Annotated in this window: 16 protein-coding genes; 8 read left to right on the top strand and 8 right to left on the bottom strand. The window is 69.6% G+C overall.

Annotation, left to right across the window (positions count from 1 at the left end):
- Positions 1-49 precede the first annotated feature (49 nt).
- The 4 genes from ACTWP6_RS10035 to ACTWP6_RS10050 all read right to left on the bottom strand — a co-directional run bounded on the left by ACTWP6_RS10035 (position 50) and on the right by ACTWP6_RS10050 (position 4,608).
- Positions 50-1,288: an alpha/beta hydrolase gene (locus ACTWP6_RS10035; RefSeq protein WP_260756339.1), complete on the bottom strand. Its 1,239-nt coding sequence runs from the start codon at positions 1,286-1,288 to the stop codon at positions 50-52.
- A 2-nt stretch (positions 1,289-1,290) separates the two neighbouring features.
- A complete protein-coding gene (gene fadD12 / locus ACTWP6_RS10040; protein WP_443187539.1) occupies positions 1,291-2,934 on the bottom strand; it encodes an acyl-CoA ligase FadD12 in 1,644 nt (547 codons plus the stop codon).
- A gap of 11 nt (positions 2,935-2,945) precedes the next feature.
- The gene (locus ACTWP6_RS10045) at positions 2,946-3,689 is read right to left on the bottom strand and encodes a 1-acyl-sn-glycerol-3-phosphate acyltransferase (RefSeq protein WP_443187583.1); all 744 of its coding nucleotides are present in this window, start codon (positions 3,687-3,689) and stop codon (positions 2,946-2,948) included.
- Positions 3,690-3,924: 235 nt separating this feature from the next.
- A complete protein-coding gene (locus ACTWP6_RS10050; protein WP_443187540.1) occupies positions 3,925-4,608 on the bottom strand; it encodes an SDR family oxidoreductase in 684 nt (227 codons plus the stop codon).
- A 260-nt stretch (positions 4,609-4,868) separates the two neighbouring features.
- Between ACTWP6_RS10050 and ACTWP6_RS10055 the strand changes: the two genes are divergently transcribed.
- The 3 genes from ACTWP6_RS10055 to ACTWP6_RS10065 all read left to right on the top strand — a co-directional run bounded on the left by ACTWP6_RS10055 (position 4,869) and on the right by ACTWP6_RS10065 (position 6,860).
- Positions 4,869-5,825 (top strand): helix-turn-helix domain-containing protein, encoded by a 957-nt coding sequence (locus ACTWP6_RS10055; protein WP_313901365.1) that lies wholly within the window; start codon positions 4,869-4,871, stop codon positions 5,823-5,825.
- Entirely contained in the window at positions 5,822-6,343 is a 522-nt protein-coding gene (locus ACTWP6_RS10060) for a dihydrofolate reductase family protein (RefSeq protein ID WP_260756342.1), read from the top strand. Before ACTWP6_RS10055 ends, ACTWP6_RS10060 begins: the two co-directional genes overlap by 4 nt.
- 244 nt (positions 6,344-6,587) lie before the next feature.
- The gene (locus ACTWP6_RS10065) at positions 6,588-6,860 is read left to right on the top strand and encodes a nuclear transport factor 2 family protein (RefSeq protein ID WP_396885363.1); all 273 of its coding nucleotides are present in this window, start codon (positions 6,588-6,590) and stop codon (positions 6,858-6,860) included.
- 80 nt (positions 6,861-6,940) lie between these two features.
- Here ACTWP6_RS10065 and ACTWP6_RS10070 read toward each other — a convergent pair whose 3' ends face one another.
- Together ACTWP6_RS10070 and ACTWP6_RS10075 are read right to left on the bottom strand one after the other, a co-directional pair.
- Positions 6,941-8,419 (bottom strand): aldehyde dehydrogenase, encoded by a 1,479-nt coding sequence (locus ACTWP6_RS10070; protein ID WP_443187541.1) that lies wholly within the window; start codon positions 8,417-8,419, stop codon positions 6,941-6,943.
- A 53-nt stretch (positions 8,420-8,472) separates the two neighbouring features.
- Entirely contained in the window at positions 8,473-9,240 is a 768-nt protein-coding gene (locus ACTWP6_RS10075; RefSeq protein WP_443187542.1) for a class I SAM-dependent methyltransferase, read from the bottom strand.
- Between the two features lie 38 nt (positions 9,241-9,278).
- On the opposite strand from ACTWP6_RS10075, the gene ACTWP6_RS10080 reads away from it, so the two are divergent.
- The 4 genes from ACTWP6_RS10080 to ACTWP6_RS10095 all read left to right on the top strand — a co-directional run bounded on the left by ACTWP6_RS10080 (position 9,279) and on the right by ACTWP6_RS10095 (position 11,878).
- Positions 9,279-10,466, top strand: coding sequence for a glycosyltransferase family 4 protein (locus ACTWP6_RS10080; RefSeq protein ID WP_443187543.1), 1,188 nt, complete (start codon positions 9,279-9,281; stop codon positions 10,464-10,466).
- Between the two features lie 63 nt (positions 10,467-10,529).
- Positions 10,530-10,754, top strand: a complete 225-nt coding sequence (locus tag ACTWP6_RS10085; protein WP_260756346.1) for a hypothetical protein — start codon at positions 10,530-10,532, stop codon at positions 10,752-10,754.
- Positions 10,751-11,608, top strand: a complete 858-nt coding sequence (locus ACTWP6_RS10090; RefSeq protein ID WP_260756347.1) for an oxygenase MpaB family protein — start codon at positions 10,751-10,753, stop codon at positions 11,606-11,608. The genes ACTWP6_RS10085 and ACTWP6_RS10090 overlap by 4 nt, the downstream gene beginning before the upstream one ends.
- A gap of 12 nt (positions 11,609-11,620) precedes the next feature.
- On the top strand, positions 11,621-11,878 hold the full coding sequence (locus ACTWP6_RS10095) for a hypothetical protein (RefSeq protein WP_260756348.1): 258 nt from the start codon (positions 11,621-11,623) through the stop codon (positions 11,876-11,878).
- Here ACTWP6_RS10095 and ACTWP6_RS10100 read toward each other — a convergent pair.
- Positions 11,819-13,597 (bottom strand): hypothetical protein, encoded by a 1,779-nt coding sequence (locus tag ACTWP6_RS10100; protein WP_443187584.1) that lies wholly within the window; start codon positions 13,595-13,597, stop codon positions 11,819-11,821. The two genes, ACTWP6_RS10095 and ACTWP6_RS10100, sit on opposite strands and share 60 nt — an antisense overlap.
- Positions 13,594-14,799 carry a DUF3068 domain-containing protein gene (locus ACTWP6_RS10105; protein ID WP_260756350.1) on the bottom strand — a complete coding sequence of 402 codons (1,206 nt, stop codon included), beginning with the start codon at positions 14,797-14,799 and terminating at the stop codon, positions 13,594-13,596. Before ACTWP6_RS10105 ends, ACTWP6_RS10100 begins: the two co-directional genes overlap by 4 nt.
- Positions 14,800-14,992: 193 nt before the next feature.
- Here ACTWP6_RS10105 and ACTWP6_RS10110 point away from each other — a divergent pair, with 193 nt between their 5' ends.
- The gene (locus ACTWP6_RS10110; RefSeq protein ID WP_260756351.1) at positions 14,993-16,177 is read left to right on the top strand and encodes an acyltransferase family protein; all 1,185 of its coding nucleotides are present in this window, start codon (positions 14,993-14,995) and stop codon (positions 16,175-16,177) included.
- The last annotated feature ends 25 nt before the right edge of the window (positions 16,178-16,202 follow it).

The raw sequence follows: 16,202 nt of genomic DNA on the forward strand, positions 1-16,202 counted from the left end.
CGGGCCGCGTGGAATGCGATTTCGGCGGAACTCAGGCGGCTGCCGCGGGCTAACTGGCCTTGTCGGCAACCTGACGGGTGGCCATCACCCAGGACAGGAACTCCTCGACGGCCTGCGCCGTGTAGTGCGCCCGCGGCGAACCGTAGTAGAAGTCGAAAGCATGTTGGGCGTGCGGGATCTCGGCGTAGACCACCGGGGAGTTCGACACGTCGCGCAGCGCGTCGGCGAACTCACGGCCCTCCGGCACCGGAATGATCGAGTCGTCCTGGCCGTGCAGGATGAAGAACGGTGGCGCATCGGGGCGCAGCCGGTACATCGGCGACGCGTCGACGTACTCCTGCCGGTGCCGCGCGATCGGCCTCTTGACGACGAACCGCTGCAGGAACGCGATGAACTCCCTGCGGCCGCTGCCGCGCGCGGACACCCAGTCGTAGCGGCCGTAGATCGGAACCGCCGCCGCCACCGAGGTGTCGGCGTCCTCGAAACCGGGCTGGTACTGCGGATCGTCGGCGGTCAGCGCCGCCAGCGACGACAGGTGCCCGCCCGCCGACCCGCCGGTGATCGCGACGAAGTCCGGGTCTCCGCCGTATTCGGCGATGTGCTCCTTGATCCAGGCCAGCGCGCGTTTGACGTCGACGATGTGATCGGGCCAGGTGTGGCGGGGGCTGACCCGGTAGTCGATCGACACGCAGATCCAGCCGTGATCAGCCAGGTGGCTCAACAGCGGGTAGGCCTGCGGCCGGCGCATCCCGATCGCCCACGCTCCGCCCGGAACCTGAAGTAACACAGGGGCTTTCCCGTCACGGGGCAGATCGGCCCGGCGCCAGATGTCCGCCTTGTTGACTCGCAGCGGCCCGTACTGCACGACGCTCTCGACGTACCGACGGCGGATCACGTCGTTGGGGAAGACGCCGACGTAGCGACGCCTGGCCGGGCGGGCCTTCTCGGCGATCCGCTGGTAGTTCTCGCCGAGCGCCTCGCGCAGCGGATCCTCGAAGTACGGCTGCGAGCCGACGTTGCGGCGGTGGATCAGATACAGCAGAGCCCAGGCGACCGCGGTCAGCCCCAACGCGATCCGGCCACGCGGACCACGGAAATCGCCGCGGATGCCGCGCCGGAGCGCGTCGAGCATCGAACCGGCCAGGTACACCGGCGACATCTCCGAGGTGGGCCAGCCGAATGCGAATACCGGGATGGTCGGATAGCCGTCGCGCGCCAGCGGGCGGACCCCGTTGGCGGCGTTGAGCAGCTCGGCGACGGCGCGCAGCAGCGGCCGGCGCTTAGGCATTATCAGGCATTCTTGACGCGTTCCTGCAGGTCCTTGCGGGAGATCTTGCCGGTGATGCTTCGCGGCAGCTCATCGAGAATCGTGATCTCCCTGGGCACTTTGTAGTTCGCGAGGTGGTCGCGGACGTGTTGCTTGAGTGTGTCGGGGGTAGCCGCGGCGCCGGGCTGCAAAACCACGAACGCCTCCAGGCGCTGGCCGAACTTCTCGTCGTCGACGCCGAGCACCGTCGCCTCGGCCACGTCGGGATGGGCGGCCAGCGTCTTCTCGACCTCGATCGGGTAGACGTTCTCACCGCCGGAGACGATCATCTCGTCGTCGCGGCCCACCACGAACAGGCGGCCGTCCTCGTCGAGGTAGCCGAGGTCGCCCGACGACATGAACCCCTCGTGGAAGTCCTTGCCTTTCCCGGTCGACCCCTTGGTGTAGCCGTCGAACTGCGTCGAGTTCCGCACGTAGATCCCGCCCACCTCGCCGGTGGGGACCTCGTGGAAATCCGCGTCCAGGATCCGGATCTGGGTGCCTTCGGCCGGCCGGCCCGCGGTGTCGGGCGCGGCCCGCAGGTCGCGCGGTGTCGCGGTGGCGATCATGCCGGCCTCGGTGGCGTTGTAGTTGTTGTAGATGACGTCGCCGAACCGGTCCATGAACTTGATGACCACGTCGGGGCGCATCCGCGAACCCGATGCCGCCGCGAATCGCAGTGAGCGGCCGCTGTACTTGCCGAGCACCTCCTCGGGCAGCTCCATGATGCGGTCGAACATCACCGGCACCACGCACAGCCCGGTGGCGCGGTGCTTGTCGACGAGCTCGAGGGTCGCCTCCGGGTCGAACTTGCGGCGGGTGATGATCGTGCACGCCATGGACGCGGCGAAGGCCAGCTGCGAGAAGCCCCACGCGTGGAACATCGGCGCGACGATCACCACGGGCTGCTCGGCGCGCCACGGGGTGCGGTCGAGGATGGCCTTGAGCACGCTCGGGTCGCCGCCGGAGTGTTTGGCGCCCTTGGGCGTTCCGGTGGTGCCCGAGGTCAATAGGATGACCCGGCTCTTGGCCAGCGAGCGCACCGGCTCCTGTCCGGTGTGCGCGTCGATCAACGCCTCGACCGTGTGCCGGTCGGTCGGCCCTTCGGTCCACGCGACGATGCGGGTGGTGTCGGGTCGTCCGGCCAGCGCGCGGTCGACCGTCTCGGTGAACTCCTCGTCGTAGATGACCGCGACGGAGCGGCCCTCGCCCTCGCGATCCATCACCTCGGCCAGCGCGGGCCCGGCGAACGAGGTGTTGAGCAGCAGGACGTCGGCGCCGATTCGGTTGGCCGCGATCAGCGCGTCGACGAAACCGCGGTGGTTGCGCGCCATCAGCGCGATCACCTCGGGCTGGCCGCCGGGCTGCGCCTGCAGTGCGGCGGCGAGAGCGTCGGCGCGCCGGTCGATCTGGCGCCACGTCAGGATGCCGAGTTCGTCGACCAGTCCGGCCCGGTCCGGGCAGCGCTGGGCGGCCGCGGCGAACCCGGACGTGATCGCCATGTTCTCGCGCTGCATCGCGCCGGTGATGCGCAGGTACTTGTCGGGCCGCATCGGTGCGATGACGCCGGCGCGCACCATCGTCGAGACCAGGCCGAGGGCGTTGGTGACGGAGTCGGTGATTCCCATGGGCACCTGGCTCAGCCCAGCACCGGGAGCCGGCGCTCTCGGGCCAGTTCGTCGAGGGCTCGCTGCATCACCCGCCGCACATGAGCGTCGACCTCGTCGATGTCGGGATCCTCGCCGAACTCGGCGACGATGTCGATCGGCGGCAGCGCCTTCATCGTGATCTTCGACGGCAGAGGCACGTTCAATGGCAGCACCACCGACAGGCCGAACGGGAAACCGAACGACACCGGCACGATCTTGGCGCGGAACGCCCGCGCCACCGGACCCAGTGCTTTGGCCACCTCCGTGCCGCGGGTCAGGAACAGCTGACTCTCCTGGCCGCCGATGCCCACCGTCGGCACGATCGGGACACCGGCGTTCAACGCCGCCTTGACGTACCCGGTGCGCCCCCCGAAGTCGATCTTGTTTGCGGCCAGTGTCGGACGGTAGACGTCGTAGTCACCGCCGGGGAACACCACCACGACACCGCCCGAGCGCAGCGCCTCGTCGGCGTTGCGGTGATTGGCCGGGATGAAACCGGTCTTCTTGAAGAAGGCGCCGGTGGGGCCGACCATCAGCATGTCGTGGCTGAGCGTGTAGACCGGCCGGTCGAAGCCGAACTTGTCGTAGAAACCGCTGGCGAAGACCGGCACGTCCATCGGGAACAACCCGCCGGAGTGGTTGGATACCACCAGCGCGCCACCGTTCGGGAAGTCCTCCAGCCCGCGCACCTCGGCACGGTGCCAGCCCTTGAGGAACGGCTTGAGGAGGCCCATCACCCGCTCGGTGAGCACGGGATCCCACTTGGTGATCTCGGACGTCTCGATGTCGGTCTGGTCGTCGGTCGCACCCACGGCGGCCCCCTCAATACTGGAACGTGTTCTAGTTTTGCCAGTGTACCCACTGCTCATGGCCGTCGAAGCGTGCCTATGAGCAGCGTCACTGACCGAAGAAACCAGTACCGGTACGGGGCCGTCAAGCTCGGTCGCCCGATCGCAACCTTGATCTTGATCAGGCGGGTGCCGCCGACAGCTGGGCCCTCACCGCGCGGGTCAGGTCATCGGCCAGGATCTCGGGCGCTCCGGCGAACAGGCCGTCGAGCGCGAGCTCGGCGACCACGGCGGGGTCCGTCTTCTGCTCGGCAGGGATGTCGCTGACCATGTCGGTGTCCATGTAGCCCACGTGCAACGCGGCGACGTGGACTCCGCGCGGCGCGAGCTCCTGGCGTACCGCGTCGGTCATCGCCCACCCGGCGGCCTTCGCCGCGGAGTACGCCCCGCTGGTCGGCGGGTGCAGCCACGACAGCACCGAGAGCACGTTCAGGATCGAGCCGCCCCCGTTGCGTTCGATGACCGGCGCGAACTCCCGGATCACGGCCAGGGTGCCGAAGTAGTGCGTCTCCATCTCCAGCCGGATGTCGTCCAGAGGGCCGTCGAGCAAACCGGCGCTGGTCGACACACCGGCGTTGTTGATCACGACGGTGACGTCCGGGGCCAGTTCGGCGGCACGGTGCACCGATTCCGGATCGGTGATGTCGAGCGGGATCGGCACCACCCCGGGCAGGTCGATCGTCTCGGGTCGCCGGGCGGCTGCGTAGACCTTGGCGCCGCGCGCCACGAGCTGCTCGGCGAAGCGTCGGCCGAGGCCCCGGTTGGCTCCGGTGACCAGTGCGGTGAGGTGTCCTGTGTTCGTCATGTCGACCTCAACACCGCGGCACCGCCGCGCAGTCCCCGCCGGCGAGGAATTGCAGCTGGCTGGTAGTCCGAAACGCCCGACGGATCCGGACCGCCCACTGTAGGTTCGAATCACTGTGGCGGAACCCGGTCGGGGGATTCCGCCACAATGATTTTCGGGGCGGGTGTTGTCGAGGCCCGGTGGGCCGTGCCCGAAGTAGGCAGTAGGGCAGCAGGAAAAGTCATGTTCCCGGTCGCGGCGGCCGACGATACTCGGAGACCGTGACCGACGATTCTTCGCCTGGGCACGCGGCTCTGCGTCGCCGCGACCGGCTCCGCGAACTCCTCGACGCCGTCACCGACTCGTCCAACGGCGATGTCGGCGACATGGCCCGCAGTAGCTACAGCTCGGAATTCCACTTCTCCCGTGAGGTCCGACGGTTGACCGGGGAATCGCCGGCGGCACTGCGGCGCAGGGTGATGCTGGAGCGCGCCGCCTGGCGGCTGCAACGCGGCGAGCCGGTGTCCGCCGTGGCCGCGGACGAGGGCTGGTCGTCGGCCGAGGTGTTCTCCCGGGCATTCCGCCGCACGTACGGCCGGCCGCCGTCACAGGCCGGCGAGATCCACTTCCGGCTCCCGGCGCCCAACGGCCTGCACTTCCATCCGCCGCAGTCACTGTGGCTGGACAGCGATCCCGGCGAACCAGGCGCTGCGCACGCGCCCGACATCGCGGCGTTGATGGTCGAGCACGACCTCGCCGACACCGCGCATCTCATCGAACGGGCCGCGCAGCTGACCGCCGATGAGTGGGTGGCCGAGATCGCGCACGGGCAGACGGTGCTCCACTGGGACGGCCCCGAACCGAGTGTGGGCGCGGTGCTCGGCGCGATCGTGTGGACCAAGGAGGTCTGGCTGGCCACCATCGCCGGTGACGACTTCCCGTCACGCAGCGCCACCCGACCCGAGTCCGTCACCGCCGTCGAGCTGGCCGCGCACCACGACGGCCTCGCAGCGCGCTGGCGGGCGATGGTGGCGGAGTACACCGCGGCCGGACGGCTGGGGGACACCGTGATCGACGCGCTCTGCGACCCGCCGGAGTCCTTCCAGCTCTACGGCATCGTCGCGCATGTGCTGACGTACTCGGCGCACCGCCGCGAACTCGCCCGCACGATGCTGGCGCGCCTCGGCGCGACGAGCCGGTGCGGCGACCCGCTGGATTGGATGAGGGGAGATCAGTGAGCACCGTCTACTACACCGCCTCGAGCCTGGACGGGTACATCGTCGACGAGCACAAGAGCCTGGACTGGCTCACGTCCCGCGACATCGACGCCGACGGCCCCTTCGCCATCGACCCGTTCCTGGCGTCGGTGGGGGCGTTGGTGATGGGTGCCGACACCTACGAGTGGATCCTGCACAACCACCCGGGCGAATGGATGTACCCGCAGCCGTCCTGGGTGCTGACCCACCGGCCGGGCCTGATCGCCGACGGCCATGACGTGCACACCTTCGCCGGCGACGTCACCGAGCTGCACCCGACCTTGGTGTCGGCGGCAGACGGCAGGGACGTGTGGGTGGTCGGCGGCGGGGACGTCGCCGCCCAGTTCGTCGCCGCGGGTCTGGTCGACGAGGTGATCGTGTCCTACGCGCCGTGCACGTTGGGCGCCGGATCGCCGGTGCTGCCGCTGCGTTCGGAATGGAAGCTGGTGTCCTCGGCGGTCAACGCGGACTTCGTGTGCGCCCGCTGGCGCCGCGCCTGACCGCGAGCAGACGCAAAATCGCACTCCTGGGGCCTTCTCCGTGCGACTTTGTGTCTGCTCGGCGATGAGTTCCGGGTTTGGCGGAGGTCGGAACCGGCATGACCGATAACCAGGGCCAGATTCAGGACACCATCGAGCGGTGGGTCGCGGCGATCCAGGCTCGTGACCATGACGGAGTGCTCGCCGCGCACACCGACGACATCGTGATGTTCGACGTGCCCCGCCGTGCCACGGGATCCACGGGATCGACGCCTACCGTGACTCCTGGCCACCGTTCTTCGAATTCCTCGCTGGCGGAGCGGTGTTCGAGCTCGTCGACCTCGACGTCGTCGCCGGTCACGACGTCGGGTTCGCGTACGCGCTGCTGCGCTGCGGCCGGCCCGAGCAGCTCGAGGCCAAACCCGGTGAGCGGTTGCGCGTCACGATGGGCCTGCGCAAGGTGGACGGCCGGTGGCTGATCGCCCACGAGCACCATTCGTTCCCGATCGAGACTGAGCAAGGGTCTGGGTGCGGCTGACACTCCCGGCCGGATGACGCCCAGCAGACACAAAGTCGCACGCCCACCGCGGTGAGCGTGCGACTTTGTGTCTTCTCGCGCTAGGACGTCGGCGGCGTGTAACCGAACGGCAGCAGGATGCTCTTGGGCTCGCAGTAGGCCTCGATGCCCTCCCAGCCGTTCTCGCGGCCGATGCCCGAGTTCTTGAAGCCGCCGAACGGCGCACACGGGTCGAACGCGTACATGTTCACCGCGTAGGTGCCGGTGCGGATCCGCCGGGCGATCTTCAGCGCCCGGTCGTTGTCGGTGGTGTACACCGACCCGGCCAGGCCGTAGACCGAGTCGTTGGCGATGCGCACCGCGTCGTCCTCGTCCTCGTAGGGGATCACCGCGAGCACCGGGCCGAAGATCTCCTCCTGCGCGATGGTCATCGAGTTGTCCACGTCGGCGAACACCGTCGGCTGCACATACCAGCCGCTGTCCAGGCCCTCGGGACGTCCGCCGCCGGTGACCACGCGGGCGCCCTCCTCGATGCCCTTCTTGATGTAGCCCTCCACGCGGTCGCGTTGCTTCTCGCTGATCAGCGGGCCGATCATCGCGGCCGGATCGTCGGGCAGGCCTGGGACCATCCCGGCCACCGCGGCGGCCAACTTTTCAACGACCTCGTCGTAGCGCGAACGCGGCGCCAGGATGCGGGTCTGCCCGACGCAGGCCTGGCCCGAGTTCATCAGGCCGGAGAACACCAGCATCGGCAGCGTGGAATCCAGGTCGGCGTCGTCGAGGATGATCGCCGCAGACTTGCCACCGAGCTCCAGCGTGCACGGCTTGAGCTTGTCGGCCGCGATCTTGGCGATCTCCTTGCCGACACCGGACGACCCGGTGAACGTGTACTTGTCCAGATTCGGGTTGGCGGTCAGCGCCTGACCGGTCTCCGGGCCGCCGGGCACGATCGACAGCACGCCTTCGGGCAGGCCCGCCTCGACGAACATCTCCGCCATCGCGAATACCGACAGCGGTGTCTCGGAGGCCGGCTTGAGCACCACGGTGCAGCCGGCCAGCAGCGCCGGGCCGAGCTTGTTGGCGGCCAGGAAGAACGGCACGTTCCACGCCGTCACGGCACCCACGACACCGACGGGCTCACGCACCACCAGGGTCTGGCCGTAGACGCCGTCGCGGATGTCCTGCCAGGTGAACGTGTCGGCGGCCCCGGCGTAGAACTGGAACGACGACATCGCCGCGCCGTACTGCATCATGTCGACGATCGTCGGCGGCTGGCCGGTCTCGGCGGCGAGCAGGAACTTCAGCTCGTCGGCGCGCTCCTCCATGATCTTGACGGCGCGGCCCAGCACCTCGGCGCGCTGCTGTGGCGTCATCTGCGGCCACGGACCGTTGTCGAACGCCTCGCGGGCGGCCGCGCAGGCGGCGTCGACGTCGGCCGCCGAGGCCAGCGGCACCTTGCCGACGACCTCGCCGGTGGCGGGGGAACGCACCTCGATGACGTCCGAGGTGGCCGGCTCGACCCACTTACCGCCGATGAACAGTTTGTCCCATTCGGTCCGAAACGCAGTGCTCTGTGTCATAGGCGTCACACTACCGACGGATAGGTCAAACGAGAACCTGTTGCAAGACAGCCTCAAAACGGCTGCAACACCAGCACCAGATTGCTCACCAGGAATTCCCGCACGCCCGGCACCTTCGTCAGTCCCCAGGCCCATCGCGGGTGGTAGCGCGGAAATGCGGCGATCAGCGCGCCGGTGCCGCGCGCCCAGCGCAGCCCGTCGGCGGCGTGCACGGCGAACAACGACGAGCCGTAGTCATTCTTGGGTCGGTGGCCGTGTGTGCGGGCGTACCGGTCAGCTGCCCGGCGACCACCGAGATAATGCGTGAGGCCCATCTCGTGCCCGCCGAACGGCCCGAACCAGACGGTGTAGGACAGCACGGCGAGCCCGCCGGGCCGCGTCACCCGCAGCATCTCCTCGCCGAGCCGCCACGGCTCGGCGACGTGCTCGGCGACGTTCGATGACAAGCACACGTCGACGCTGTCGTCGGCGAACGGCAGCGCGGTCCCGGAGGCCCGGACGAACGTGCCGGCCCGACCGTGGGTGCGGGGTGCGGCGGCGTGCATCTCCCGGGGGTCGGGTTCGACGCCGATGTAGCGGACGCCGGCCTCGGTGAACGCCGACGCGAAATAGCCCGGCCCGCCGCCGACGTCGAGCAGCGTCAGTCCGGTGGGCGCCGTGCCTTTGGCCGACTGCCACAGGTCGCCGACCATCGCGACGGTGTCCGCGGCCAGTGCGCCGTAAAAGCGGTCCGGCTCACTCTGCTCGAACCGGAACGCCGCGAGCAGCCGCGCCGAGCGGGACAGCGTCGCGCGTTCGGCGAAGCGGTCGGTGGCGGGCACCCGGTCACCCTACTGATCACCCGGCTAGGCTGGCGGGGATGTCTGACCTGCCCGATCCCGTGTGCTCCTCGCGTGCGCAGGTCCGTTCCGTGCTGCTTCTCTGCTGGCGTGACACCGGCCACCCGCAGGGCGGCGGCAGCGAGGCCTACCTGCAGCGCATCGGTTCCCAGCTCGCCGCGTCGGGCACCCGGGTCACGCTGCGCACCGCCCGCTACCGCGGCGCGCCGCGGTGTGAGGTGGTCGACGGCGTGCAGATCCAGCGCAGGGGCGGGCCCTACAGCGTATACGTGTGGGCGGGGCTGGCGATGGCCGCCGCGAAGATCGGACTGGGGCCGATGCGCCGCATCCGGCCCGACATCGTGGTGGACACCCAGAACGGGCTGCCGTTCCTGTCCCGGCTGGTGTACGGCCGCCGGACGGTGGTTCTGGTGCACCATTGCCACCGCGAGCAGTGGCCCGTCGCCGGGCCGGTGATGAGCCGCATCGGGTGGTTCGTCGAATCGCGGCTGTCCCCGCGGCTGCACCGCCGTAACCAGTACGTCACGGTGTCGCTGCCGTCGGCCCGCGACCTGGCCGCGCTGGGCGTGCACCCGGACCGGATCGCGGTGGTGCGCAACGGTGTCGACGCGGCGCCCGAACACACGCTGGCCATTCCCCGTTCGGAGACTCCGCGCGTCGTGGTGCTCTCGCGGCTGGTACCGCACAAGCAGATCGAGGATGCCCTCGATGCGGTGGCGCGCTTGCGCACCCGCGTCCCCGATGTTCACCTGGACGTGCTGGGTGACGGCTGGTGGGCGCAGCGGCTGGTCGACCATGCCGGGCAGCTGGGGATCTCCGATGCGGTCACCTTCCACGGCCACGTCGATGACGCCACCAAACACGCCGTGCTGCAACAGAGTTGGGTACATGTGCTGCCTTCCCGGAAAGAGGGTTGGGGCCTGTCGGTGGTCGAGGCTGCGCAGCACGGTGTGCCGACTATCGGTTACCGGTCCTCGGGCGGGCTGACCGACTCGATCGTCGACGGGGTCACCGGGATGCTGGTCGACGACTGCGATCAACTGGTCGACGGTCTGGAGCGGTTGCTCACCGACGGGGTGCTGCGCGAGCAGTTGGGCGCCAAGGCCCAGGTGCGCAGCGGCGACTTCTCCTGGCGCCAGAGCGCCGACGCCATGCGCGCCGTGCTCGACGCGGTGCGTGCCGGCGTGCCGGCCAGCGGCGTCATCTGATCACGGCGCGCGAATTCCGCTCTTATCGCGGACAGCAGCGCGAATGGCCATTAACATAGCGCCATGCTCAGTGTGGTGCGCCGGATCCTGGGCTACGAGATGACCGTCGCCGAGTGGATCGGGACCGCGCTGCTGGTCGGCGCGCCGTACGGGATTCTCGGGGTCCTGGTCACGGTGCTGCGGCCCGACCACATCGCGGCAGCGGACGGTGGGCTCAAGGTCTTCGCGGTCGCCGGCTCGCTGCTGTTCTGGCCCATCCTGCTCGTCACGGGCGTGTGTATCCCATGAGGGGCAACAGGATTCAGATCAAGCGGCGCACCGCACGCTGGAGCGACGAACCGGTGCGAGTCGGCGACGCGATGGACTTCTGGTCGTTCGCCGCCGGCGCGGCCAACGTGATCATGCAGATGTCGCGTCCTGGAGTGGGTTACGGCGTCGTGGAGAGCAAGGTCGACTCGGGCAACCTGCTCAAGCACCCGTGGAAGCGGGCCCGCACCACCTTCCAGTATCTGGCCGTCGCGATCTTCGGATCCGACGATGACCGGGCCGCCTTCCGGGCAGCCGTCGACGGCGCACACCGGCACGTGCAGTCGGGACCGTCAAGTCCGGTGCGCTACAACGCCTTCGACCGCGATCTGCAGATGTGGGTGGCCGCGTGCCTGTTCGTGGGGCTGGAAGACACCTACCAGCTGCTGCGCGGCCGGATGACGCCCGATCAGGCCGAGCAGTTCTACCGCTCGGCCTGGACGCTCGGCACCACGCTGCAGGTCGGCGCCGACCAGTGGCCGCCCACCCGTGCGGAGTTCGACCAGTACTGGGACTCGGCCTGCGAGCAGGTCCAGATGGACGATGTGGTGAGGTCCTACCTCACCGAGCTGATCAATGTGACGATGATCAATCCCGTTCTGGGACTGCCTTTCCGGCCGCTGTTGAAGTTCCTCACCGCGGGCTTCCTGGCCCCGGTTTTCCGCGACGCGCTCGGCGTTTCGTGGGGTGGCGGGCGGCAGTGGTGGTTCGAGCAGCTGTTCCTGTTCGTCGCGTTCGTCAACCGCTTCCTGCCCGGCTTCCTTCGCCAGGGCGGCAGTCACATCCTGCTCGCCGACGTCCGCAGGCGCGTCCGCGCCCACCGGCGGCTGGTCTGAGAGGAGCGCCGCATGTCGATCCGCACCGCCACGCGCAGCGTGCTCAGTAGACGGTTCTGTCTGGCCGACGTGATCGAACTCGGGCTGTGGCTGGCGATCCCTTATGTCACCGTCGGTCTGGTGTGGGCGTTCTTCCGCGTGGAGGAGGTCCGCCTCCTTGAGACATCGTTGAACACGCTGATGCCTGCCGGCGGTGGGCTGCTGGCCTATCTACTGGTCGCCGCGCTCTGGCCGGTCCAGCTGCTGCTGCCGGCCGTGTGCGTGACGTGACCGCAGCCGCGCGAGCAGCATCGCGATGAGCCCGACGACGAGCTGACCGAGCCACACCGAGTGCGCGGCCAGCAGCAGCGCCCGATGGGGCGCGGCCGGGCTGTCGCCGCCGATCGCGTACACCGTCAGCGCGTCGTCCCGGTAGGCCACCGGCAATTCCAGGTCCACCGCGGCGCCCTCGACCACCACCCAGCCCACCCCGGCCGCGGCGAGCTCGCCGGCGCCGGAGCCGGAGATCAGCAGCCGCTGCACCTCGCGGGCCCGGCTGCCCTCCCCGGGAACGGTCTGTCCCGCGATGGTCAGGTCACCGGTGCTGAGCACCTCGGCACGGACCCAGCGCGGCAGCGGGTCGAGCACCGGTGCGTCCCCGGCCCACGGGAACCGCCGCATGCTGTCGACGGGCAGCACGGCGACCGGCGCCGGGTCGGCGTTGATCAGCTCGGCGGCCGCCGGCCAGCCGGGCGGATACGTCACCGCGCCGACGCGGCCGCCGACACCCCAGACCAGGTCCGGCAACGTCGCCACCACCGCGGCGCAGCACAGCGCGGCGGCGGCCGCCGCGGGTAGCCGGGGACGCAGCGCGACGACGGCAGCCGCCCCGGCCAGTGCGTAGGCCGGCATGGCCAGCGCGACCCACTTCTGCCCGTCGCGCAGCACCCCGAGCCCCGGGACCGCGCCGACCACGCCCTCCAGCACCGCCATACCGGGCCCGGTGGCGAGCAGCGCCGGCGCGACCACTGCCGTCACCGCGACCACCAGCAACGGCAGCGCGACACGGCGGCGAAGCAGCACCGGCAGCCCCACCGCCACGATCGCCAACAGCACACCCGTCGACACGATTGCGAAAAGCGTTGTCCGCGAAGCCGGTACCGCCTCGGCATTCCAAATGCCGCCCAGGCCGGCCAGGCTGCCCAGAGTGGCCAGCCCCGGCTCGGCACGCGCGGCGAACGCCTCGATCCCGGGCCGCTGGTCCACCGCACCGGCCCAGCCGCCGGCCACCGCCGACGCGACCAACCACGGCAGTGCGGCCGTCACCGCCGCCGCCAGGCTCACGGCTGCGCACCACCACCGCGGCCGGCCTGAACCGGGGGCCGTCGCACACGCGAGCGCGATCGTCGCGGCCAGCATCAACCCCGTCGGCGTCAATCCTGCCAGCGCCACCCAGAACAGCAGCGCCCCGATCCTGCCGAAATCGCATTCCACGCGGTCATGTCCCGCATTTCCGCGCGTGGAATGCGATTTCGGCGATTGCCGCAGCGCCAGCACCGTCGCCGCGACCCACGGCAGGCACCCGTAGCCCACCAGCAGGCTCCAGTGCCCCTGCAGCAGCCGCTCGGCCACGTAGGGATTCCAGATCGCGATGGTGACGGCCACGCATTGGCCGGCGGTCCCGGCGTCGGGCAGCACCGTGGTCACCAGCCGGGCGGCGCCCCAGCCGGCCAGCCACAGGCCGAGGATGAGCACGGCCTTGACCACCACCCCGCCGTCCACCACGGCCGAGCCCAGCGCGACCGCGAAATCCTGCGGCAGCGCCCTCGGCGCGGCCTGGGTCAGCCCCAACGCGGCATCGGTCAGATAGGACCGCGGTGTGGACACCGCATCACGCAGCAGCAGGTAACCCGGCGCGAGGAGCGGCCCGGTCACCGCGAGGGTCAATGCCAGCGCATAACCCGGCGCGACGAGCGAGCGCCAGGTCGGCGCGGAGACCGGCGCGATCAGACCGGTCGGTCCGGCGGCAGGTCCGTCGGCCGCTGCGCGGGCAGTTTCTCGGTCTTCGCCTCGGCGCCGGGCACCGGTTCGCCGTCGTCGCCGCGCTTACCGAAGAACCGGTTGCCGGTGTCGTCCAGACCGGGATCGATCAACTGCGACTCCGTGCGCAGGCTGAACGAGCCGAGCAGCGCCCCGCCAACCAGCGCGACCAGGCCCAGCGCGGTGAACGTGATCGGCAGGATGCGGCCCCACAGCGACACCCGGTCCCGCTCGTCCTGCGCGGAGGCCACCTGGGACTCGACCGTCTCCTCGGTGGACGTCACGGTGTAGTCGACGAACGTGACCTCGGGCTTGAGCGCCTCGCGGGCGTAATAGTGGTAGCCGCGGTCGGACTCCTTGACGATCGTGCCCGACACCGGATCGACCCAGAACGTGCGCTGCGCGGCGTAATACCGCGTCATCGTGATCATCTCCTCGGGGTCGCCCTCGAGGCCCCACAGCGCGGCTCGCGCCGTCACCTGGCTGTCGGCGTCGTCGTCGTACAGCGACGGGTACTTGACCGGCTCGACCAGCTTGCCGTCGGCGTCGAAGCCGACGTTCTGGGTGAACTTGTAGGCGGTCAGGCCGTTGACATCCTCCTCGCCGGAGTAGTTGGCGTCATACGCCTTCTGCGCGATCGGATCGAACACCGGGTACGTCTTCTTCTCGGTGTCGAACGGGAAGCGGTAGGCCAGCCCCTCGTGCGGCAGCGCGATGCTCGTCGGCGGCACCTCATCGTCGATGGAGCGCGGCCGCTGCACCGAACCGCCGGGATTGGTCTCGCTCGACACCGCCATCGCGGTGGAGCGGTTGACCGTCACGGTGTCGACCATCGCCAGCAGCAGCCCGTTGTCCTGCTGCCGGTCGGTGCGCCGCAGCGACGAGCCGACCTGCAGCGTCACCACGTCGGCGTTCGACGGGGACTCCACGCTGATCTGCTGCTGCAGCACCATCGGGACGTCCTCGTTGATCACGAACCGCTCACCGAGCAGTGACGCCGGGTCGAACGCGGTGCCGGTGCCGTCGCTGACGAGGGTGGTGTCGATGTCGAGCGGAATCTTGGCGATTTTGTCCTGGGTGTAGGTGGACAAGAGCAGCGCAGCGATGAGCAGGGCAGCTCCGAGGCCCATGATTCCGCACGCGGCGATCCTCAGCGCAACTGCGCGGTTCAATACCGTGTCTCCCTTCGCGCGCCGCCACGGGCGTGGCGGTGGCGGCGCCCAGCCAGACGCCCAAAAGTCCGGTTCGACCCTAACAGCACAGATGATGGTCGTCGCTTACTACGAGGGTTCACCGGCAGCGCCTGACTACCCGTTTATCCGGCGGGATTCACGCAGGGACGGTGTTGCGGGCACACTGTTCGGCGTGAACGACGCCAAAGCCGTGGGCGATTCGAGCGCCGTCGGCGGGACGCGCGGATTCCTGCCCGCCGTCGAAGGCCTGCGCGCGTGCGCGGCGATCGGCGTCGTCGTCACGCACGTGGCGTTCCAGACCGGCCAGGGCGGCGGCGTGGTGGGACGGGTGCTGGGCCGCTTCGATCTGGCCGTCGCGGTGTTCTTCGCGCTGTCGGGGTTCCTGCTGTGGCGCGGCCACGCGGCCGCGGCGCGCGGGCTGCGGGAGCGTCCGTCGACCGGGCACTACCTGAGGTCGCGCATCGTGCGGATCATGCCGGGCTATCTGGTCGCGGTGGTGGTGATCATGACGCTGCTGCCCGACGTCAACGCCGACTTCACGGTGTGGCTGGCCAATCTCACGCTGACCCAGATCTATGTGCCGCTGACCCTGACCGCGGGCCTCACCCAGATGTGGAGCCTGTCGGTGGAGATGAGCTTCTATTTGGTGTTGCCGCTGCTGGCGCTGCTGGCCCGCCGGCTGCCGGTGAGCGCGCGGATCCCGGTGATCATCGCGGTCGCCGTGGCGAGCCTGTTCTGGGTGCGCATCCCGTTCGACCCCGACTCCGGGCACAACCTGTGGAATTGGCCGCCGGCGTTCTTCTCGTGGTTCGCCGCGGGCATGGTGCTCGCGGAGCTGACGGTCAGCCCGGTGGGCTGGGCCCATCGGCTGGCCCGCCGGCGCGTGCTGATGGCGGTGCTGGCGTTGACGGCGTTCCTGATCGCGGCGTCCCCGCTGGCCGGGCGCGAGGGCCTGCACCCCGGGTCGGTCGGGCAGGTGACGTTGAAGACGGCGATGGGCGCGGTGGTCGCCGGCGCGCTGCTGGCCCCGCTGGTGCTCGACCGGGTGGATACCCCGCACCGGCTGCTGGGCAGCCCGGTGATGGTGACGCTGGGCCGGTGGTCCTACGGGCTTTTCGTGTGGCACCTGGCCGCGCTGGCGATGGTGTTCCCGATCATCGGCGCGTTCCCGTTCAGCGGTCACTTCACCGTGGTGCTGATCCTGACCCTGCTGTTCGGTTTCGCGATCGCTGCGGTCAGCTACGGATTGGTGGAGTCTGGGTGCCGCAATGCGTTGCGGCGCTGGGAGCGACGCCATCATCCGACCCCGCTGGATTCGTCGGTCAGCGACGAGGTCGAACCCGCCGAAGCCCGCTGACGCCCGACCCCTCAGCCGCCGAAAT

It is taken from the genome of Mycobacterium sp. 4D054 (assembly GCF_052245755.1).
Lineage (GTDB): Bacteria > Actinomycetota > Actinomycetes > Mycobacteriales > Mycobacteriaceae > Mycobacterium.